Genomic DNA, 13,159 nt, shown 5'->3' with positions numbered 1-13,159 from the left:
GTTATTGCGCGCCCCGCATCATCACCCAGATCAGCAAGCCCACGATGCCCAGAACCATCGCGAAGGCGTAGTGGAACAGATAGCCCGACTGCACCCGTCCAGCGAACCGGGTCAGGCGCGGGATGATTCCCAGGGCCAGTCCGTTGATGGCGCCGTCGATAACGGCTCCGTCACCGGCCGTCCACAGCTTGCGGCCGATCCAGCGGGCCGGACGCACGAAGATCGCGTCATATGCCTGATCGAAATACCACTTGTTCAGCAGGAACTGGTACAGGCCCCGCTGCTGGGCGGCCAATTGGCCGGGCAGCTCGGGACGGCGGATGTACATAAGCCAGGCCAGCCCGAACCCGATCAGCATCGCGACGAACGGCGACACCTTGACCCAGGCCGGGACATAGTGGGCATCGTGCATCACGTGGTTGTCGGGGTGCATGTAGATCGCGCCCTGCCCCACGACGACACCTTCGGTGCGGATGCCCTCGCCGGGCTCTGCCGCGGCATGGCCGGCCTCCGCCGGGGCGGCCTCGGCCGTCGCCGTGCCAGCAGCATCGGGCTCGGCTGCCTCATGGCTGGCCTCGACGACGGGCATGCCGAAGAACTGCTGGACGCCCTCTTCCTCGAAGAAGCTGTTGTACCAGATCATGCCCGCGAAGATCGAACCAAAGGCCAGCACGACCAGCGGCGCGGTCATCACGCGGGGGCTTTCATGCGCGTGGTCATGCGCATGATGATCGCCCCGCGGCGTGCCGAAGAAGGTCATGAACATCAGCCGCCAGGAATAGAAGCTGGTCATCAGCGCCGCGATCACCAGCATCCAGAAGGCATAGGTGCTGCCGACAAAGGCGCTTTCGATCACGGCATCCTTGGACAGGAAGCCCGCAAAGCCGATATGGGTCAGCGGGATGCCGACGCCCGTGATGGCCAGCGTGCCGATCAGCATCGCGGCGAAGGTCAGCGGGATCTTCTTCCGCAACCCGCCATAGTTCCGCATGTCCTGTTCATGGTGCATCGCGTGGATCACCGAACCGGCCCCCAGGAACAGCATCGCCTTGAAGAAGGCATGCGTGAACAGGTGGAACATGGCGACCGAATAGACGCCGACGCCCGCCGCCACGAACATGTAGCCCAGCTGCGAACAGGTCGAATAGGCGATCACGCGCTTGATGTCGTTCTGGACCAGACCGACGGTCGCCGCGAAGAATGCGGTGGTCGCGCCGATATAGACGATGAACATCTTGGCTTCGGGCGCGAATTCGAACAGCGGCGACATCCGGCAGACCAGAAAGACGCCTGCCGTGACCATCGTCGCGGCGTGGATCAGCGCCGACACAGGGGTCGGGCCTTCCATCGCGTCAGGCAGCCAGGTGTGCAGGAACAGCTGGGCCGACTTGCCCATCGCGCCGATGAACAGCAGGATCGCCAGCACGTTGGCCGCGTTCCAGTCGCGCCACAGGAAGGTCATCTCGGTCTGGGCCAGCATCGGGACCTGGGCGAAGATCTCGTCGAACTGGATCGATCCGGTCAGCCACCAGATGCCGAAGATGCCCAGCAGGAAACCGAAGTCGCCGACGCGGTTGACGATGAACGCCTTCATTGCGGCCGCGCCCGCCGACTGTTTCTTGAAGTAGAAACCAATCAGCAGATAGGACGCGACGCCCACGCCTTCCCAGCCAAAGAACATCTGCAGCAGATTGTCGGACGTCACCAGCATCAGCATCGAGAAGGTGAAGAACGACAGATAGGCGAAGAAGCGCGCCCGATAGGGCTCGTCGTCGCCGAAATTCTCGTCATGGGCCATGTAGCCGAAGCTGTAGAGGTGGACCAGCGCCGAGACCGAGTTGATCACGATCAGCATGATCGCGGTCAGGCGGTCCAGCCGGATCGCCCATTCGCTGGTGAAGTCGCCCGAGACGATCCAGTCCATGACCGGGATGCTCTGCGGCTCGCCCAGGGTCAGGAAGACGACCCAGGACAGGGCCGCTGCGGCGAACAGGATGGCGGTCGTCAGGATCTGCGCGCCGCGCTCTCCGATCAGGCGCCAGCCGAAGCCCGCGATCAGCGCACCCAGCAGGGGCGCGAAAAGAATGAACTGAGCCATGACCCTACCCCTTCATCACGTTGACATCTTCCACCGCGATCGTGCCACGGTTGCGGAAGAAGACGACCAGGATGGCCAGGCCGATGGCCGCCTCGGCGGCGGCGACGGTCAGGATGAACATGGTGAAGATCTGGCCGCCCAGATCGCCCAGATGGGCCGAAAAGGCGACGAAGTTGATGTTGACCGCCAGCAGCATCAGCTCGATCGACATCAGGATGACGATGACGTTCTTGCGGTTCACGAAGATGCCGAAGATCCCGGCGACGAACAATATCGCGCCCACGACCAGGTAATGTGTCAATCCGATCATCAGTTCAGTCCCTCCGGGCTCTCTCACCCGTTGATATTCCGTTGGCTGGGGCGGAGGCTTACAGCCCCTGCCCCGGCTTGACGTCGCGCAGCTGCATGGCCTTGGCCGGGTCGCGGTGCATCTGCGCGATCACGTCCTGGCGCTTGACGTTGGTGCGGTGCCGCATGGTCAGCGTGATCGCCCCGATCATCGCGACCAGCAGGATCAGTCCCGACAGCTGGAACGGCAGGATGTAGCGGTCATACAGCAGCAGGCCGATGGCGTTGGTGTTCTGGACCTCTGCCGACATCGGCACGGACCGCAGGGTCGCCGACTGGTCGCTGCTTTCCCATGCGCCATAGGCGATGGCCAGCTGCGCCAGCAGGACGATGGCGATCAGACCCGCCAGCGGCAGATAGCGCGCGAATTCGCCCTTCAGCTGGGCAAAGTCCACGTCCAGCATCATGACGACGAACAGGAACAGCACCGCGACCGCGCCGACATAGACGATGATCAACAGCATCGCCACGAATTCCGCGCCCAGCAGGACGAACAGGCCCGCCGCCGACAGGAAGGCCAAGATCAGCCACAGCACCGAATGCACCGGGTTGCGCGCCAGCACCACCATGAAGCCCGCCGTGCAGACAGAGATGGCGAACAGGTAGAATGCGAATGTCATCATGGCTGGGGGCTCCCCTCGGATTCGGTAAAGACGCCCTGGGCGATCTCAAGCGCCTTCTGCATCGCGGGCAGGCCGCCGAACATGCCCATCTGATAGATCACCTCGGCTATCTCACGCGGGGTGGCGCCGGCTTCGATCGCGTGGCGGATGGTCATGCGCATCTGCGGTTCGGCCAGGGCGCCCTGAACGGTCATCGCGGCGATCGTCACCAGCAGGCGGGTGCGCGCATCCAGACCGTCGCGGTTGAAGGTCTTGCCAAACCACATTTCCAGCATGTCGGCGGGCATGGTCGGGAACATCTTCTCGACCGCCTTGAGGTCGAAATGCTCCAGCGCGGGATTGAAGGTCCGCGCCATCTCCTGTCCCTGGGCCAGCATCTGCTGGAACATCTTGGTGAAGGGATCGGTCATCTGTAGGGCGCGTCCATCGCGAGGTTGCGCGCGATTTCCGATTCCCACCGGGCGCCGTTGTCCAGCAGCTTTTCCTTGTCGTAGAACAGCTCCTCGCGGGTTTCGGTGGCGAACTCGAAATTCGGCCCCTCGACGATGGCGTCGACCGGGCAGGCCTCCTGGCAGAAGCCGCAATAGATGCACTTGGTCATGTCGATGTCATAGCGCGTGGTGCGGCGCGAACCGTCGTCGCGCGGTTCGGCATCGATCGTGATCGCCTGTGCGGGGCAGATCGCCTCGCACAGCTTGCAGGCGATGCAGCGTTCCTCGCCGTTGGGATAGCGGCGCAGCGCATGCTCGCCGCGGAAACGCGGCGACAGCGGACCCTTTTCATGCGGATAGTTGATGGTCGCCTTGGGCGCGAAGAAATAGCGCATGCCCAAGCCGAAGCCTTTGATGAAATCCACCATCAGGAAGTACTTGGTGGCGCGGACGACGTCGAAAGCCATCTTTTACACTCCTGCCCAACGGGCCCAGAAGGTCCCGAAGACTTCGAATTTCGCAAGGAAAGCCACGATCACGACCCAGCCCAGGGACAGCGGCAGGAACACCTTCCAACCGATGCGCATCAGCTGATCATAGCGGTACCGTGGCACGATGGCCTTCACCATGGCGAACATGAAGAACCAGAAGACCATCTTCAGGAACATCCAGATCGCCCCGTCCGGCAGGCCCGGGATGGGCGACAGCCAGCCACCGAAGAACAGCAGGCTGATCAGCGCGCACATCAGCCACATGGCGATGTATTCGCCGGCCATGAACAGCAGATAGGGGGTCGAGGAATATTCGGTCATGAAACCTGCGACCAGTTCCGATTCCGCCTCGGGCAGATCGAACGGCGGGCGGTTGGTTTCCGCCAGCGCGCTGATGAAGAACAGCACCAGCATCGGGAAATGCGGCAGCCAGAACCACGACAAAAGGCCCGCGCCCGCTTGCGCGTTGACGATATCGGTCAGGTTCATCGATCCGGCCGAGATGATGATGCCGATGATGATCAGACCCAAGCTGACCTCATAGCTGATCATCTGCGCGGCCGAACGCAGCGAACCCAGGAACGGGAATTTCGAGTTGGACGCCCATCCGCCCATGATCACGCCGTACACCTCCAGCGAGGAGACCGCAAAGATGAACAGGACGCCCACGTTGATGTCGGCCATCACCCAGCCCGGCGCGAAGGGAATCGCCACGAAGGCCAGCAGGGCCAGCATCATCGACAGGAACGGCGCCAGGAAGAACACGAACTTGTCCGCGCCCGCCGGAACGACGATCTCCTTGACGACGAATTTCAGCGCGTCGGCAAAGGTCTGCAGGATGCCCCAGGGACCGACCACGTTCGGGCCGCGGCGCATCTGCACCGCCGCCCAGATCTTGCGGTCGCCATAGACCATGTAGACCAGCGACAGCATCACGAAGACGATCAGCGCCAGGCCCTGCGCCAGCAGGATCAGCGCGATGCCCCAGGAGGATGCCCAAAAATCAGCCATGATGCCAGTCCCTTTGCCTTACGCCGTTGGAATGCCGCGTGCGTCGCATTCGCGCAAGGTCTCTTCCGTTTCCATCACCCGCAATCCCATCGGCTTGCTGTCCGACAGCAGGAAGGCCGATCCGATCAGCAGCTTGCCGTTCCGTTCGGCCTGCAGCGTGCGGACGTGCCGACCGTAGGGGTTGCCGTTGTCGCGGGCCCAACCGGCCAATGCGCAGGTGGCATACGAGAACGCGATATCGGCGTCCACCCCTTGCTGAAGATTGGCGGTCACCTCGACCAGATCGGCGCCCGCGCCCTGGTTCAGCGGCACGACCTGAACGGCGATGAAGGACTCGGGCGCGATCTCTGTGCCTGCGGCCAGCACCGGCAGTGCGGGCTGGGTCCGGGCGGCGAATTCCTCCAGCGCCTTCTGCTGGGCGGTCTTTTCGCGCGGGCGGTTCGGGGCGACAAGGCCCGCGAAATCCAGGTCCAGGTTCTGGTTCAGCGCCGCCAGATCGGCCTCGGTCACGGCGAAGGCGTCGCGGCCACCCTGGCTGTCCAGATCCATCGTGGTGATGGTCCCGTCCTCCTCCAGGATGAGGATCTCTCCCGATTGGGTCGAGATCCGGGCGCGGCCCAGCCTGTCGCCGCCCGCAACGGACGCCGCCTTCGGAGAGCGTGCCTCCGTGCCCCCACCGGTCGAGGTCTGCATGCAGCCCGACAGGGCCAGGGTAGCCCCGATCAGGGCCGCCATCGAAACGCTTGTCCGAACAGTGGGGGTCATCCGTTTACTCCGCAGCCAACGCGGGCATATGGCGCGCCGCAGCCATGCGCGACAGCTCTCCCATCAGCGGAGAGCTACGTGCGATCGGGTTCGTCAGGTAGAAATCGCGGACCGGGTTCACGAAGGCCGCCTGGCCCAGGTCGCGCATCGGCAAGGGCTGCCAGTCGCTTTCGACGACCTGATCGACCTGGCCCAGATGCGGCACCGCCTCGACCAGCGCGCGACGCAGCTGCGCCAGGCTGTCCCAAGGCAGGGTCTGGCCCAGTTCCGCCGACAGGGCGCGCAGGATCGCCCAGTTCTCCTTGGCCTCGCCCGGCGCGAAATTCGCGCGCATGGCCAGCTGGGGACGGCCTTCGGTGTTCACGAACAGGCCCATCTCCTCGGTATAGCAGGCGGCGGGCAGGATGATGTCGGCGCGGTGCGCGCCCCGGTCGCCATGGCTGCCCTGATAGATGACCACCGGACCCGCGGCGATCTCGACCTCGTCGGCGCCCAGGTTGAAGACGACCTGCGCCCCGTCGATCGCGGCGGACAGTCCGCCCTCGGTCACGGCACCCACATCCATCGCGCCCACGCGGGCGGCGGCGGTGTGCAGGACCAGCAGACGGGCCCCGGTCGCCTGTGCCAGCGCTTGCGCGGTGGCCAGCACGGCCTCTCCGTCGGCCTCGCGCAGGGCGCCCTGGCCGATGATGATCACGCCGGCATCGTCAGACTGTTCGGCCTTGTCCAGCAGCGCGGACAGCGCCGCGCGGTCGGTGCCCGCATGGTCGTAGTCGAAGGTCAGATCGACCGCCGGACCCACCACCGTGACCTGCGCGCCGCGCGCCCAGGCCCGGCGCAGGCGGGCGTTCAGAACGGCCGCCTCGTCGCGCGGGTTGGTGCCGATCAGCAGGATTGATGCGGCAGTATCGATATCCTCGATCACCGCATTTCCGACATAGGCCGAGCGGTTGCCAGCCGGCAGGCGCGCGCCGTCGGTGCGGCATTCGACCGAACCGCCCAGACCTTCGACCAGCGTCTTGAGGCTGTAGGCCGCCTCGACCGAGGCCAGATCGCCGACCAGACCCGCGACCTTGCCGCCCTGCATCGCACGGGCCGCAGCGGTCAGCGCCTCGGGCCAGGTGGCGGCGCGCAGGCGTCCGTTCTCGCGCAGATAGGGCGTGTCCAGACGCTGGCGGCGCAGGCCGTCCCAGACAAAGCGGGTCTTGTCGCTGATCCACTCCTCGTTCACGGCGTCATGGTTGCGCGGCAGGATGCGCATCACTTCGCGGCCCTTGGTGTCTACGCGGATCGCGCTGCCAAGCGCGTCCATGACGTCGATCGTCTCGGTCTTGGTCAGCTCCCACGGGCGGGCGGTAAAGGCATAGGGCTTGGACACCAGCGCGCCCACCGGGCACAGGTCGATGATGTTGCCCTGCAGGTTCGAGGCCAGCGTCTGGTTCAGATAGCTGGTGATCTCGCTGTCCTCGCCGCGGCCGGTCTGGCCCATCTGGGTGATGCCCGCGACCTCGGTCGTGAAGCGCACGCAGCGGGTGCAGCTGATGCAGCGGGTCATGTGGGTTTCCACCAGCGGACCCAGGTTCAGCTCCTCGGACGCGCGCTTGGGCTCGCGATAGCGGCTGAAGTCGACGCCATACGCCATCGCCTGGTCCTGCAGGTCGCATTCGCCGCCCTGATCGCAGATCGGGCAATCCAGCGGATGGTTGATCAGCAGGAACTCCATCACGCCCTCGCGGGCCTTCTTGACCATCGGGCTGTTGGTGCGGATCTCGGACGGTGCGCCGTCGGGACCGGGGCGCATGTCCTTGACCTGCATCGCGCAGGAGGCGGCAGGCTTGGGCGGGCCGCCCACGACCTCGACCAGGCACATCCGGCAGTTGCCCGCGATGGACAGCCGTTCGTGATAGCAGAAGCGCGGGATCTCGATCCCGGCCTGCTCGCAGGCCTGGATCAAGGTCAGGTTGGGATCGACCTGGATCTCGGTTCCGTCGATCTTGATTGTCCGCAATTCGGCCATGATGACTTCCTTATCTGGCACTCAGCAGCGATCCTGCGACCGTCTGCCGTGCGATTTCGTCCCGCCCAAGGCGGCAAAAGGTTTCCGGCTGTCCGTTCACGACGCCATTCTGGACCATATAGCGGTCTGCCTCGGCATAGATGCGTCGGCGATCCTCGCGGCTGTCCAGAAAGGTCTCGATCTCGGTCTCGGAATAGCCCTGATCCAGGGCATAGCGTTTCAGCGCCCGCGCCTCGCTGAAGGCGCGGATCATGCGGGCGCTGATGTCGGGGCATCCCCGGCGCAGCATGTCGGCCACGCGGGCCTGGACCAGCCGGTCGTTGATATAGGTCTCCTGGCTCAGCGGCGCCTGCGCGGCGGCGGGGGCGGCCAGAAGAGTCAGGGCGATGGCGGCAAGCAGGGGTCGTTTCATCACGGCATCCTTTCGGTGATCACGTGTCCCCACGTAATCACCCGCCGGGCGCAATGCCCGACACGACCCCGTGCGGGGATCGTGATATGCCGCGCCTGCGATCATTCCGCGGCCAGCGCGCCCATGCGCCCGGTCTTCTTGGCGATCAGGCGATCCTCGATCTCTCCGCGGAAATTGCGGATCAGGCCCTGGATCGGCCAGGCGGCCGCGTCGCCCAGGGCGCAGATGGTGTGACCCTCGACCTGCTTGGTCACGTCCAGCAGCATGTCGATCTCTTCGACCTCGGCCTCGCCGGACACCAGGCGCGCCATGACGCGCATCATCCAGCCGGTGCCTTCGCGGCAGGGCGTGCACTGCCCGCAGCTTTCGTGCTTGAAGAACGCCGACAGCCGCCAGATCGCCTTGATGATGTCGGTCGACTGATCCATCACGATCATGCAGCCGGTGCCGAAACTGGATTTCAGCTCGCGCATGCCGTCATAATCCATGATGGCATTCTCGCACTGCTCGGCGGTCAGCACCGGGCAGGAGGCGCCGCCGGGAATCACCGCCTTGAGGTTCTTCCAGCCGCCGCGCACGCCGCCGCCATGCTTCTCGATCAGCTCCTTCATGCTGATCGACATGGCTTCCTCGATCACGCAGGGGGCGTTCAGGTGGCCGGTCAGACCGAACAGCTTGACGCCGGCGTTGTTAGGACGGCCAAAGCCCGCGAACCATTCCGCGCCACGCCGCAGGATCGTGGGCACGACCGCGATCGATTCAACGTTGTTCACCGTGGTCGGACAGCCGTAAAGGCCCGCGCCAGCCGGGAACGGCGGCTTCATCCGCGGCATCCCCTTCTTGCCCTCAAGGCTTTCCAGAAGCGCGGTCTCCTCGCCGCAGATATAGGCACCGGCACCGTGATGCAGGTACAGGTCGAAATCCCAGCCCGACCCGGCCGCATTCGCGCCCAACAGCCCCGCATCATAGCATTCGTCGATGGCGGCCTGCAGGGCCTCCTTCTCGCGGATGTATTCACCGCGCAGGTAGATGTAGCAGACATGCGCGTTCATCGCGAAGGCGGCGATCAGCGCCCCCTCGATCAGGGTGTGCGGATCATGGCGCATGATCTCGCGGTCCTTGCAGGTCGCCGGTTCGGATTCGTCGGCGTTGATCACCAGATAGCTGGGCCGCCCGTCCGATTCCTTGGGCATGAAGGACCATTTCAGACCGGTCGGAAAACCCGCGCCGCCGCGCCCGCGCAGCCCCGAGGCCTTGACCTGTTCGATGATCTTGTCGCGCCCGCGGCCGATGATGTCGCCGGTCCCGTCCCAGTGGCCGCGCTTCTGCGCGCCGGCCAGGCTGCGGTCGCCCATGCCATAAAGGTTGGTGAAAATGCGATCCTGGTCTTTCAGCATCCGATACGTCCTTTATTCCCGGCGTCACGCATTCCTGCGCCGCCAGATACGCCAGGTCACGATCAGCGACCAGACAAAAGCGCCAATGGCGGCAAGGTCGGCCAGAAAGGCCCATTGCGCCGCCCAGTCATAGTGCCGCCCGATCGCCTGAATGGCGAGCCAGCCCAGCATGGCGACCGCGATCACGATCGCGACCAACCGCATCTGGCGGGCGTCCTGCGCGGGGTCTGCCATCACCCCGCCTCCTGCCGGCGTGCGGCCAGCGCGCGCGCCTGCCCCACCCAGTCATCGTTCCGGATGCGCGACGCGGCGCGACCGATCCCGGCCGCCATGCGATCGACGTCGGCATCGTCCCACGCGGCGATCTGCGCGAAACGCGTCACGCCGGCCTGTTCCAGGGCCTGCCGAACCTTGGGCCCGATGCCCTTGATGGCCTGCAGATCGTCCGGCCCGCCCGCATAGATGCTGCGCGTGGCATCGGGCATCTCCCGGACGGCGACCGGCGGAACGGCGTCCCCGGACGGCGCGATCTCGGGCGCGGCCATCGGGACGGGGGCCTGCGGGACCGGCCGGGGCGGCAGCGGCATCGCATCCCATCCCGATCCGTCCATGACAACGCCGCCGTCGTCACCCAGCCAGCCCAGCATCAGGCCCAGCAGCCCGCCCGCGATCAGCGCCAGCACAAGCGCGGCCAGCCAGCCCACCTGCCCGAACAGGCCGATGCCCAGAAAGACCAGCAGCGCCGTGACGGCTCCGGTGGTTCTGCTGGCGGGTGTCATGGCGGGCGTCCTTTCTGCGGGTCGTTCGGTTGCGGTCAGTCGCGGTCCTTGTCGTCCTGGCGCACGTCCGCAGGTTCACGCTTGGAAACCGGGCGTGCGGCGGAACTGGCCTGCGCCTCCTGCTCGGTCACGCCGGTCGAATCGACAGGCGTGCCGTCCGAGGGGCGCGGTTCGTGTTCGGGTGCGGTATCGATGCCGGTCTGGTCATCGACAGCAGCCTGCGGTTTCCGGCGCCACCTGGTCAGGATCGGCACCTCAGTCCCGTCGATGCGCTTCAGCGTCTCGCCCAGATCGGAGGCCAGCTGGACGCTTGCGTTGTGCCCCTCCTGCCCTTTCAGGTCGGCAAGACTGGTCAGGCCGCTGACGGGTTCGGACGCAAAGCGGCCGGTCTGGGATCCGGGCACCGGAACTTCTCCGGCGGACATGCGGTCGATCAGCGCCTCGAGGCTTTCTGGCGTCAGGTCCTCATAGTAATCCTTGCCGATCTGGGCCATCGGCGCGTTGGCGCAGGCGCCCAGGCACTCGACCTCTTCCCAGCTGAACTTGCCGTCGGCGGACAGGGTGTGCGGCGTCGGCGCGATCTTGCGCTTGCAGACCGCGACCAGGTCTTCCGCCCCGCAGATCATGCAGGTCGTGGTGCCGCAGATCTGGATGTTCGCAACAGTCCCAACGGGTTGCAGCTGGAACATGAAGTAGAATGTCGCCACCTCCAGCGCCCGGATATAGGCCATGCCCAGCAGGCCGGCGCAATATTCGATGGCGGGACGCGACAGCCAGCCTTCCTGTTCCTGGGCACGCCACAGGACGGGAATGATCGCCGATTGCTGGCGACCTTCGGGGTACTTGGTGATCTGCGCCTGGGCCCATTCCAGGTTCGCAGGCGTGAATTCGAAACTGTCCGGCTGGACGGGGTGCAGGCGGCGCAGCATCAGCGGTCAACCTCTCCGAAGACGATATCCTGGGTGGCGATCAGGGCCGGGACGTCGGCCAGCAGATGGCCCTTGGACATCCAGTCCATGGATTGAAGGTGCAGGAACCCCGGCGCGCGCAGTTTGGCGCGATAGGGTTTGTTGGTGCCGTCGCTGACCAGATAGACGCCGAATTCGCCCTTCGGCGCCTCGACGGCGGCATAGACCTCTCCGGCGGGAACGCGGAAGCCTTCGGTGTACAGCTTGAAGTGGTGGATCAGGCTTTCCATGTCACGCTTCATGTCGCCGCGCTTGGGCGGGGTCAGCTTGCCGCGGGCCAGGACCTCTCCGGGACCCTCGGCGCGCAGCTTGGTGATCGCCTGCTGCATGATGCGGGTCGATTCCCGCATCTCCTGCATCCGGCACAGGAAGCGGTCATAGCAATCGCCGTTGGTGCCGACCGGGATCTTGAAGTCGAATTCGTCATAGCATTCATAGGGCTGGCTGCGGCGCAGGTCCCAGGCCATGCCCGATCCGCGCACCATCACGCCCGAAAAGCCCCAGTCCAGCGCGTCCTGTTCAGACACGATGCCGATATCGACCAGTCGCTGCTTGAAGATGCGGTTTTCCGTCAGCAGCGTGTCCAGATCATCCAGCACGTTGGGGAAATGGTCGCACCACTTCTCCATGTCGTCCAGCAGGTCCGGGGTCAGGTCCTGATGGACGCCGCCCGGCCGGAAATAGGCCGCGTGCAGGCGCGCACCCGATGCGCGTTCATAGAAGATCATCAGATCCTCGCGCGCCTCGAAACCCCACAGCGGCGGCGTCAGGGCGCCCACGTCCAGCGCGCCGGTCGTCAGGCCCAGCAGGTGGTTCAGGATACGCCCCACCTCGCAGAACAGCACCCGGATTAGGCTGGCACGACGCGGCACGACGGTGCCGGTCAGACGTTCTATCGCCAGGCACCAGGCATGTTCCTGGTTCATCGGCGACACGTAATCCAGCCGGTCGAAATACGGCAGGTTCTGCAGATAGGTCCGGCTTTCCATCAGCTTTTCGGTGCCGCGATGCAGCAGGCCGATATGCGGGTCGGCGCGTTCCACGACCTCGCCGTCCAGCTCCAGCACCATGCGAAGAACGCCATGCGCGGCAGGGTGTTGCGGGCCAAAGTTGATGTTGAAGTTGCGGATGCGCTGTTCGCCGGTCACCAAGTCGTGGCTGCCGTCGTCATAGCTGTTCGCGCGGATATCGCCGTCCATCATTTCGCGGGCCCCTTTTCGTCGCCGGGCAGGGCGTATTGCACGCCTTCCCAAGGCGACAGGAAATCGAACTGCCGGTATTCCTGCACCAGCGACACGGGTTCATAGATCACGCGCTTCTCGGCGTCATCATAGCGAACCTCGACATAGCCGGTGGTCGGGAAATCCTTGCGCAGCGGATGGCCGGAAAAGCCATAGTCGGTCAGGATGCGGCGCAGGTCCGGGTGACCGGTGAACAGGATCCCAAACATGTCGAAGATCTCGCGCTCGAACCAGTTGGCGGCGGGATAGATCGCGGTCAGCGTCGGCAGCATCTCATCCTCGCGGATGGCGACCTTCACGCGGATGCGGTGGTTCTGGTACATCGACAGGAAGTGCCAGACCACGTCGAAACGCTGCTGGCGCGACGGGTAATCGACGGCGGTGATGTCGACCAGCGTCGAGAACCGGCAGCTGCTGTCGCTGCGCAGAAAGTCCAGCAGGTCCAGGACGCCGCTGGCCGTGGCGGTCACGGTCAATTCGCCAAAGGCCACGTCGGTGCCGATGACCTCGTTCGGGCGGCGCAGCTTGATGTGCTCGGCCAGCTGGTCCAGCGCGTCGGGATCGGTATAGGTCGCCAT

At 65.0% G+C, this 13,159-nt stretch carries 15 protein-coding genes; all 15 read right to left on the bottom strand.

Translation table 11 applies throughout. The annotated features are described in order from the left end of the window. Window position 1: 1 nt before the first annotated feature. Window positions 2-2,098 carry an NADH-quinone oxidoreductase subunit L gene (gene nuoL / locus TY51_RS08925; RefSeq protein WP_042248544.1) on the bottom strand — a complete coding sequence of 699 codons (2,097 nt, stop codon included), beginning with the start codon at window positions 2,096-2,098 and terminating at the stop codon, window positions 2-4. 4 nt (window positions 2,099-2,102) lie between these two features. Continuing rightward, window positions 2,103-2,408 carry an NADH-quinone oxidoreductase subunit NuoK gene (nuoK, locus tag TY51_RS08920; RefSeq protein WP_042248542.1) on the bottom strand — a complete coding sequence of 102 codons (306 nt, stop codon included), beginning with the start codon at window positions 2,406-2,408 and terminating at the stop codon, window positions 2,103-2,105. Window positions 2,409-2,466: 58 nt separating this feature from the next. Continuing rightward, window positions 2,467-3,069: an NADH-quinone oxidoreductase subunit J gene (locus TY51_RS08915; RefSeq protein ID WP_042248541.1), complete on the bottom strand. Its 603-nt coding sequence runs from the start codon at window positions 3,067-3,069 to the stop codon at window positions 2,467-2,469. Further along, on the bottom strand, window positions 3,066-3,479 hold the full coding sequence (locus tag TY51_RS08910) for a carboxymuconolactone decarboxylase family protein (protein WP_042248539.1): 414 nt from the start codon (window positions 3,477-3,479) through the stop codon (window positions 3,066-3,068). The genes TY51_RS08915 and TY51_RS08910 overlap by 4 nt, the downstream gene beginning before the upstream one ends. Then, entirely contained in the window at window positions 3,476-3,967 is a 492-nt protein-coding gene (nuoI, locus tag TY51_RS08905) for an NADH-quinone oxidoreductase subunit NuoI (protein WP_042248536.1), read from the bottom strand. The genes TY51_RS08910 and nuoI overlap by 4 nt, the downstream gene beginning before the upstream one ends. A gap of 3 nt (window positions 3,968-3,970) precedes the next feature. Next, a complete protein-coding gene (gene nuoH, locus TY51_RS08900; RefSeq protein WP_042248533.1) occupies window positions 3,971-5,002 on the bottom strand; it encodes an NADH-quinone oxidoreductase subunit NuoH in 1,032 nt (343 codons plus the stop codon). 18 nt (window positions 5,003-5,020) lie between these two features. Beyond that, entirely contained in the window at window positions 5,021-5,737 is a 717-nt protein-coding gene (locus TY51_RS08895) for a hypothetical protein (protein ID WP_231558977.1), read from the bottom strand. Window positions 5,738-5,771: 34 nt separating this feature from the next. Then, window positions 5,772-7,784 carry an NADH-quinone oxidoreductase subunit NuoG gene (gene nuoG / locus TY51_RS08890; RefSeq protein ID WP_042248527.1) on the bottom strand — a complete coding sequence of 671 codons (2,013 nt, stop codon included), beginning with the start codon at window positions 7,782-7,784 and terminating at the stop codon, window positions 5,772-5,774. 10 nt (window positions 7,785-7,794) lie between these two features. Beyond that, complete coding sequence (locus tag TY51_RS08885; RefSeq protein WP_042248524.1) at window positions 7,795-8,196, bottom strand: DUF5333 domain-containing protein; 402 nt, start codon at window positions 8,194-8,196, stop codon at window positions 7,795-7,797. A 101-nt stretch (window positions 8,197-8,297) separates the two neighbouring features. Next, window positions 8,298-9,593: an NADH-quinone oxidoreductase subunit NuoF gene (gene nuoF / locus TY51_RS08880; protein ID WP_042248520.1), complete on the bottom strand. Its 1,296-nt coding sequence runs from the start codon at window positions 9,591-9,593 to the stop codon at window positions 8,298-8,300. 24 nt (window positions 9,594-9,617) lie between these two features. Beyond that, window positions 9,618-9,827, bottom strand: coding sequence for a DUF5337 domain-containing protein (locus TY51_RS08875; protein WP_042248517.1), 210 nt, complete (start codon window positions 9,825-9,827; stop codon window positions 9,618-9,620). Next, complete coding sequence (locus TY51_RS20240; protein ID WP_052649979.1) at window positions 9,827-10,372, bottom strand: hypothetical protein; 546 nt, start codon at window positions 10,370-10,372, stop codon at window positions 9,827-9,829. Before TY51_RS20240 ends, TY51_RS08875 begins: the two co-directional genes overlap by 1 nt. Before the next feature lie 35 nt (window positions 10,373-10,407). Continuing rightward, on the bottom strand, window positions 10,408-11,301 hold the full coding sequence (gene nuoE / locus TY51_RS08865; RefSeq protein WP_042248514.1) for an NADH-quinone oxidoreductase subunit NuoE: 894 nt from the start codon (window positions 11,299-11,301) through the stop codon (window positions 10,408-10,410). Further along, on the bottom strand, window positions 11,301-12,542 hold the full coding sequence (locus TY51_RS08860) for an NADH-quinone oxidoreductase subunit D (RefSeq protein ID WP_042248511.1): 1,242 nt from the start codon (window positions 12,540-12,542) through the stop codon (window positions 11,301-11,303). The genes nuoE and TY51_RS08860 overlap by 1 nt, the downstream gene beginning before the upstream one ends. After that, window positions 12,539-13,159: an NADH-quinone oxidoreductase subunit C gene (locus TY51_RS08855; RefSeq protein ID WP_042248509.1), complete on the bottom strand. Its 621-nt coding sequence runs from the start codon at window positions 13,157-13,159 to the stop codon at window positions 12,539-12,541. Before TY51_RS08855 ends, TY51_RS08860 begins: the two co-directional genes overlap by 4 nt.

Source organism: Paracoccus sp. PAMC 22219 (assembly GCF_000787695.1).
In the GTDB taxonomy this organism is placed as follows: domain Bacteria; phylum Pseudomonadota; class Alphaproteobacteria; order Rhodobacterales; family Rhodobacteraceae; genus Paracoccus.
This window is presented reverse-complemented; position numbering and strand designations above follow the sequence as displayed.

Bases quoted from the DNA above. Each gene is read 5' to 3' on its own strand.
- nuoL (WP_042248544.1), bottom strand. From the start codon at position 2,098: ATGGCTCAGTTCATTCTTTTCGCGCCCCTGCTGGGTGCGCTGATCGCG.
- nuoK (WP_042248542.1), bottom strand. From the start codon at position 2,408: ATGATCGGATTGACACATTACCTGGTCGTGGGCGCGATATTGTTCGTC.
- TY51_RS08915 (WP_042248541.1), bottom strand. From the start codon at position 3,069: ATGATGACATTCGCATTCTACCTGTTCGCCATCTCTGTCTGCACGGCG.
- TY51_RS08910 (WP_042248539.1), bottom strand. From the start codon at position 3,479: ATGACCGATCCCTTCACCAAGATGTTCCAGCAGATGCTGGCCCAGGGA.
- nuoI (WP_042248536.1), bottom strand. From the start codon at position 3,967: ATGGCTTTCGACGTCGTCCGCGCCACCAAGTACTTCCTGATGGTGGAT.
- nuoH (WP_042248533.1), bottom strand. From the start codon at position 5,002: ATGGCTGATTTTTGGGCATCCTCCTGGGGCATCGCGCTGATCCTGCTG.
- TY51_RS08895 (WP_231558977.1), bottom strand. From the start codon at position 5,737: ATGGCGGCCCTGATCGGGGCTACCCTGGCCCTGTCGGGCTGCATGCAG.
- nuoG (WP_042248527.1), bottom strand. From the start codon at position 7,784: ATGGCCGAATTGCGGACAATCAAGATCGACGGAACCGAGATCCAGGTC.
- TY51_RS08885 (WP_042248524.1), bottom strand. From the start codon at position 8,196: ATGAAACGACCCCTGCTTGCCGCCATCGCCCTGACTCTTCTGGCCGCC.
- nuoF (WP_042248520.1), bottom strand. From the start codon at position 9,593: ATGCTGAAAGACCAGGATCGCATTTTCACCAACCTTTATGGCATGGGC.
- TY51_RS08875 (WP_042248517.1), bottom strand. From the start codon at position 9,827: ATGGCAGACCCCGCGCAGGACGCCCGCCAGATGCGGTTGGTCGCGATC.
- TY51_RS20240 (WP_052649979.1), bottom strand. From the start codon at position 10,372: ATGACACCCGCCAGCAGAACCACCGGAGCCGTCACGGCGCTGCTGGTC.
- nuoE (WP_042248514.1), bottom strand. From the start codon at position 11,301: ATGCTGCGCCGCCTGCACCCCGTCCAGCCGGACAGTTTCGAATTCACG.
- TY51_RS08860 (WP_042248511.1), bottom strand. From the start codon at position 12,542: ATGATGGACGGCGATATCCGCGCGAACAGCTATGACGACGGCAGCCAC.
- TY51_RS08855 (WP_042248509.1), bottom strand. From the start codon at position 13,159: ATGGCGACCTATACCGATCCCGACGCGCTGGACCAGCTGGCCGAGCAC.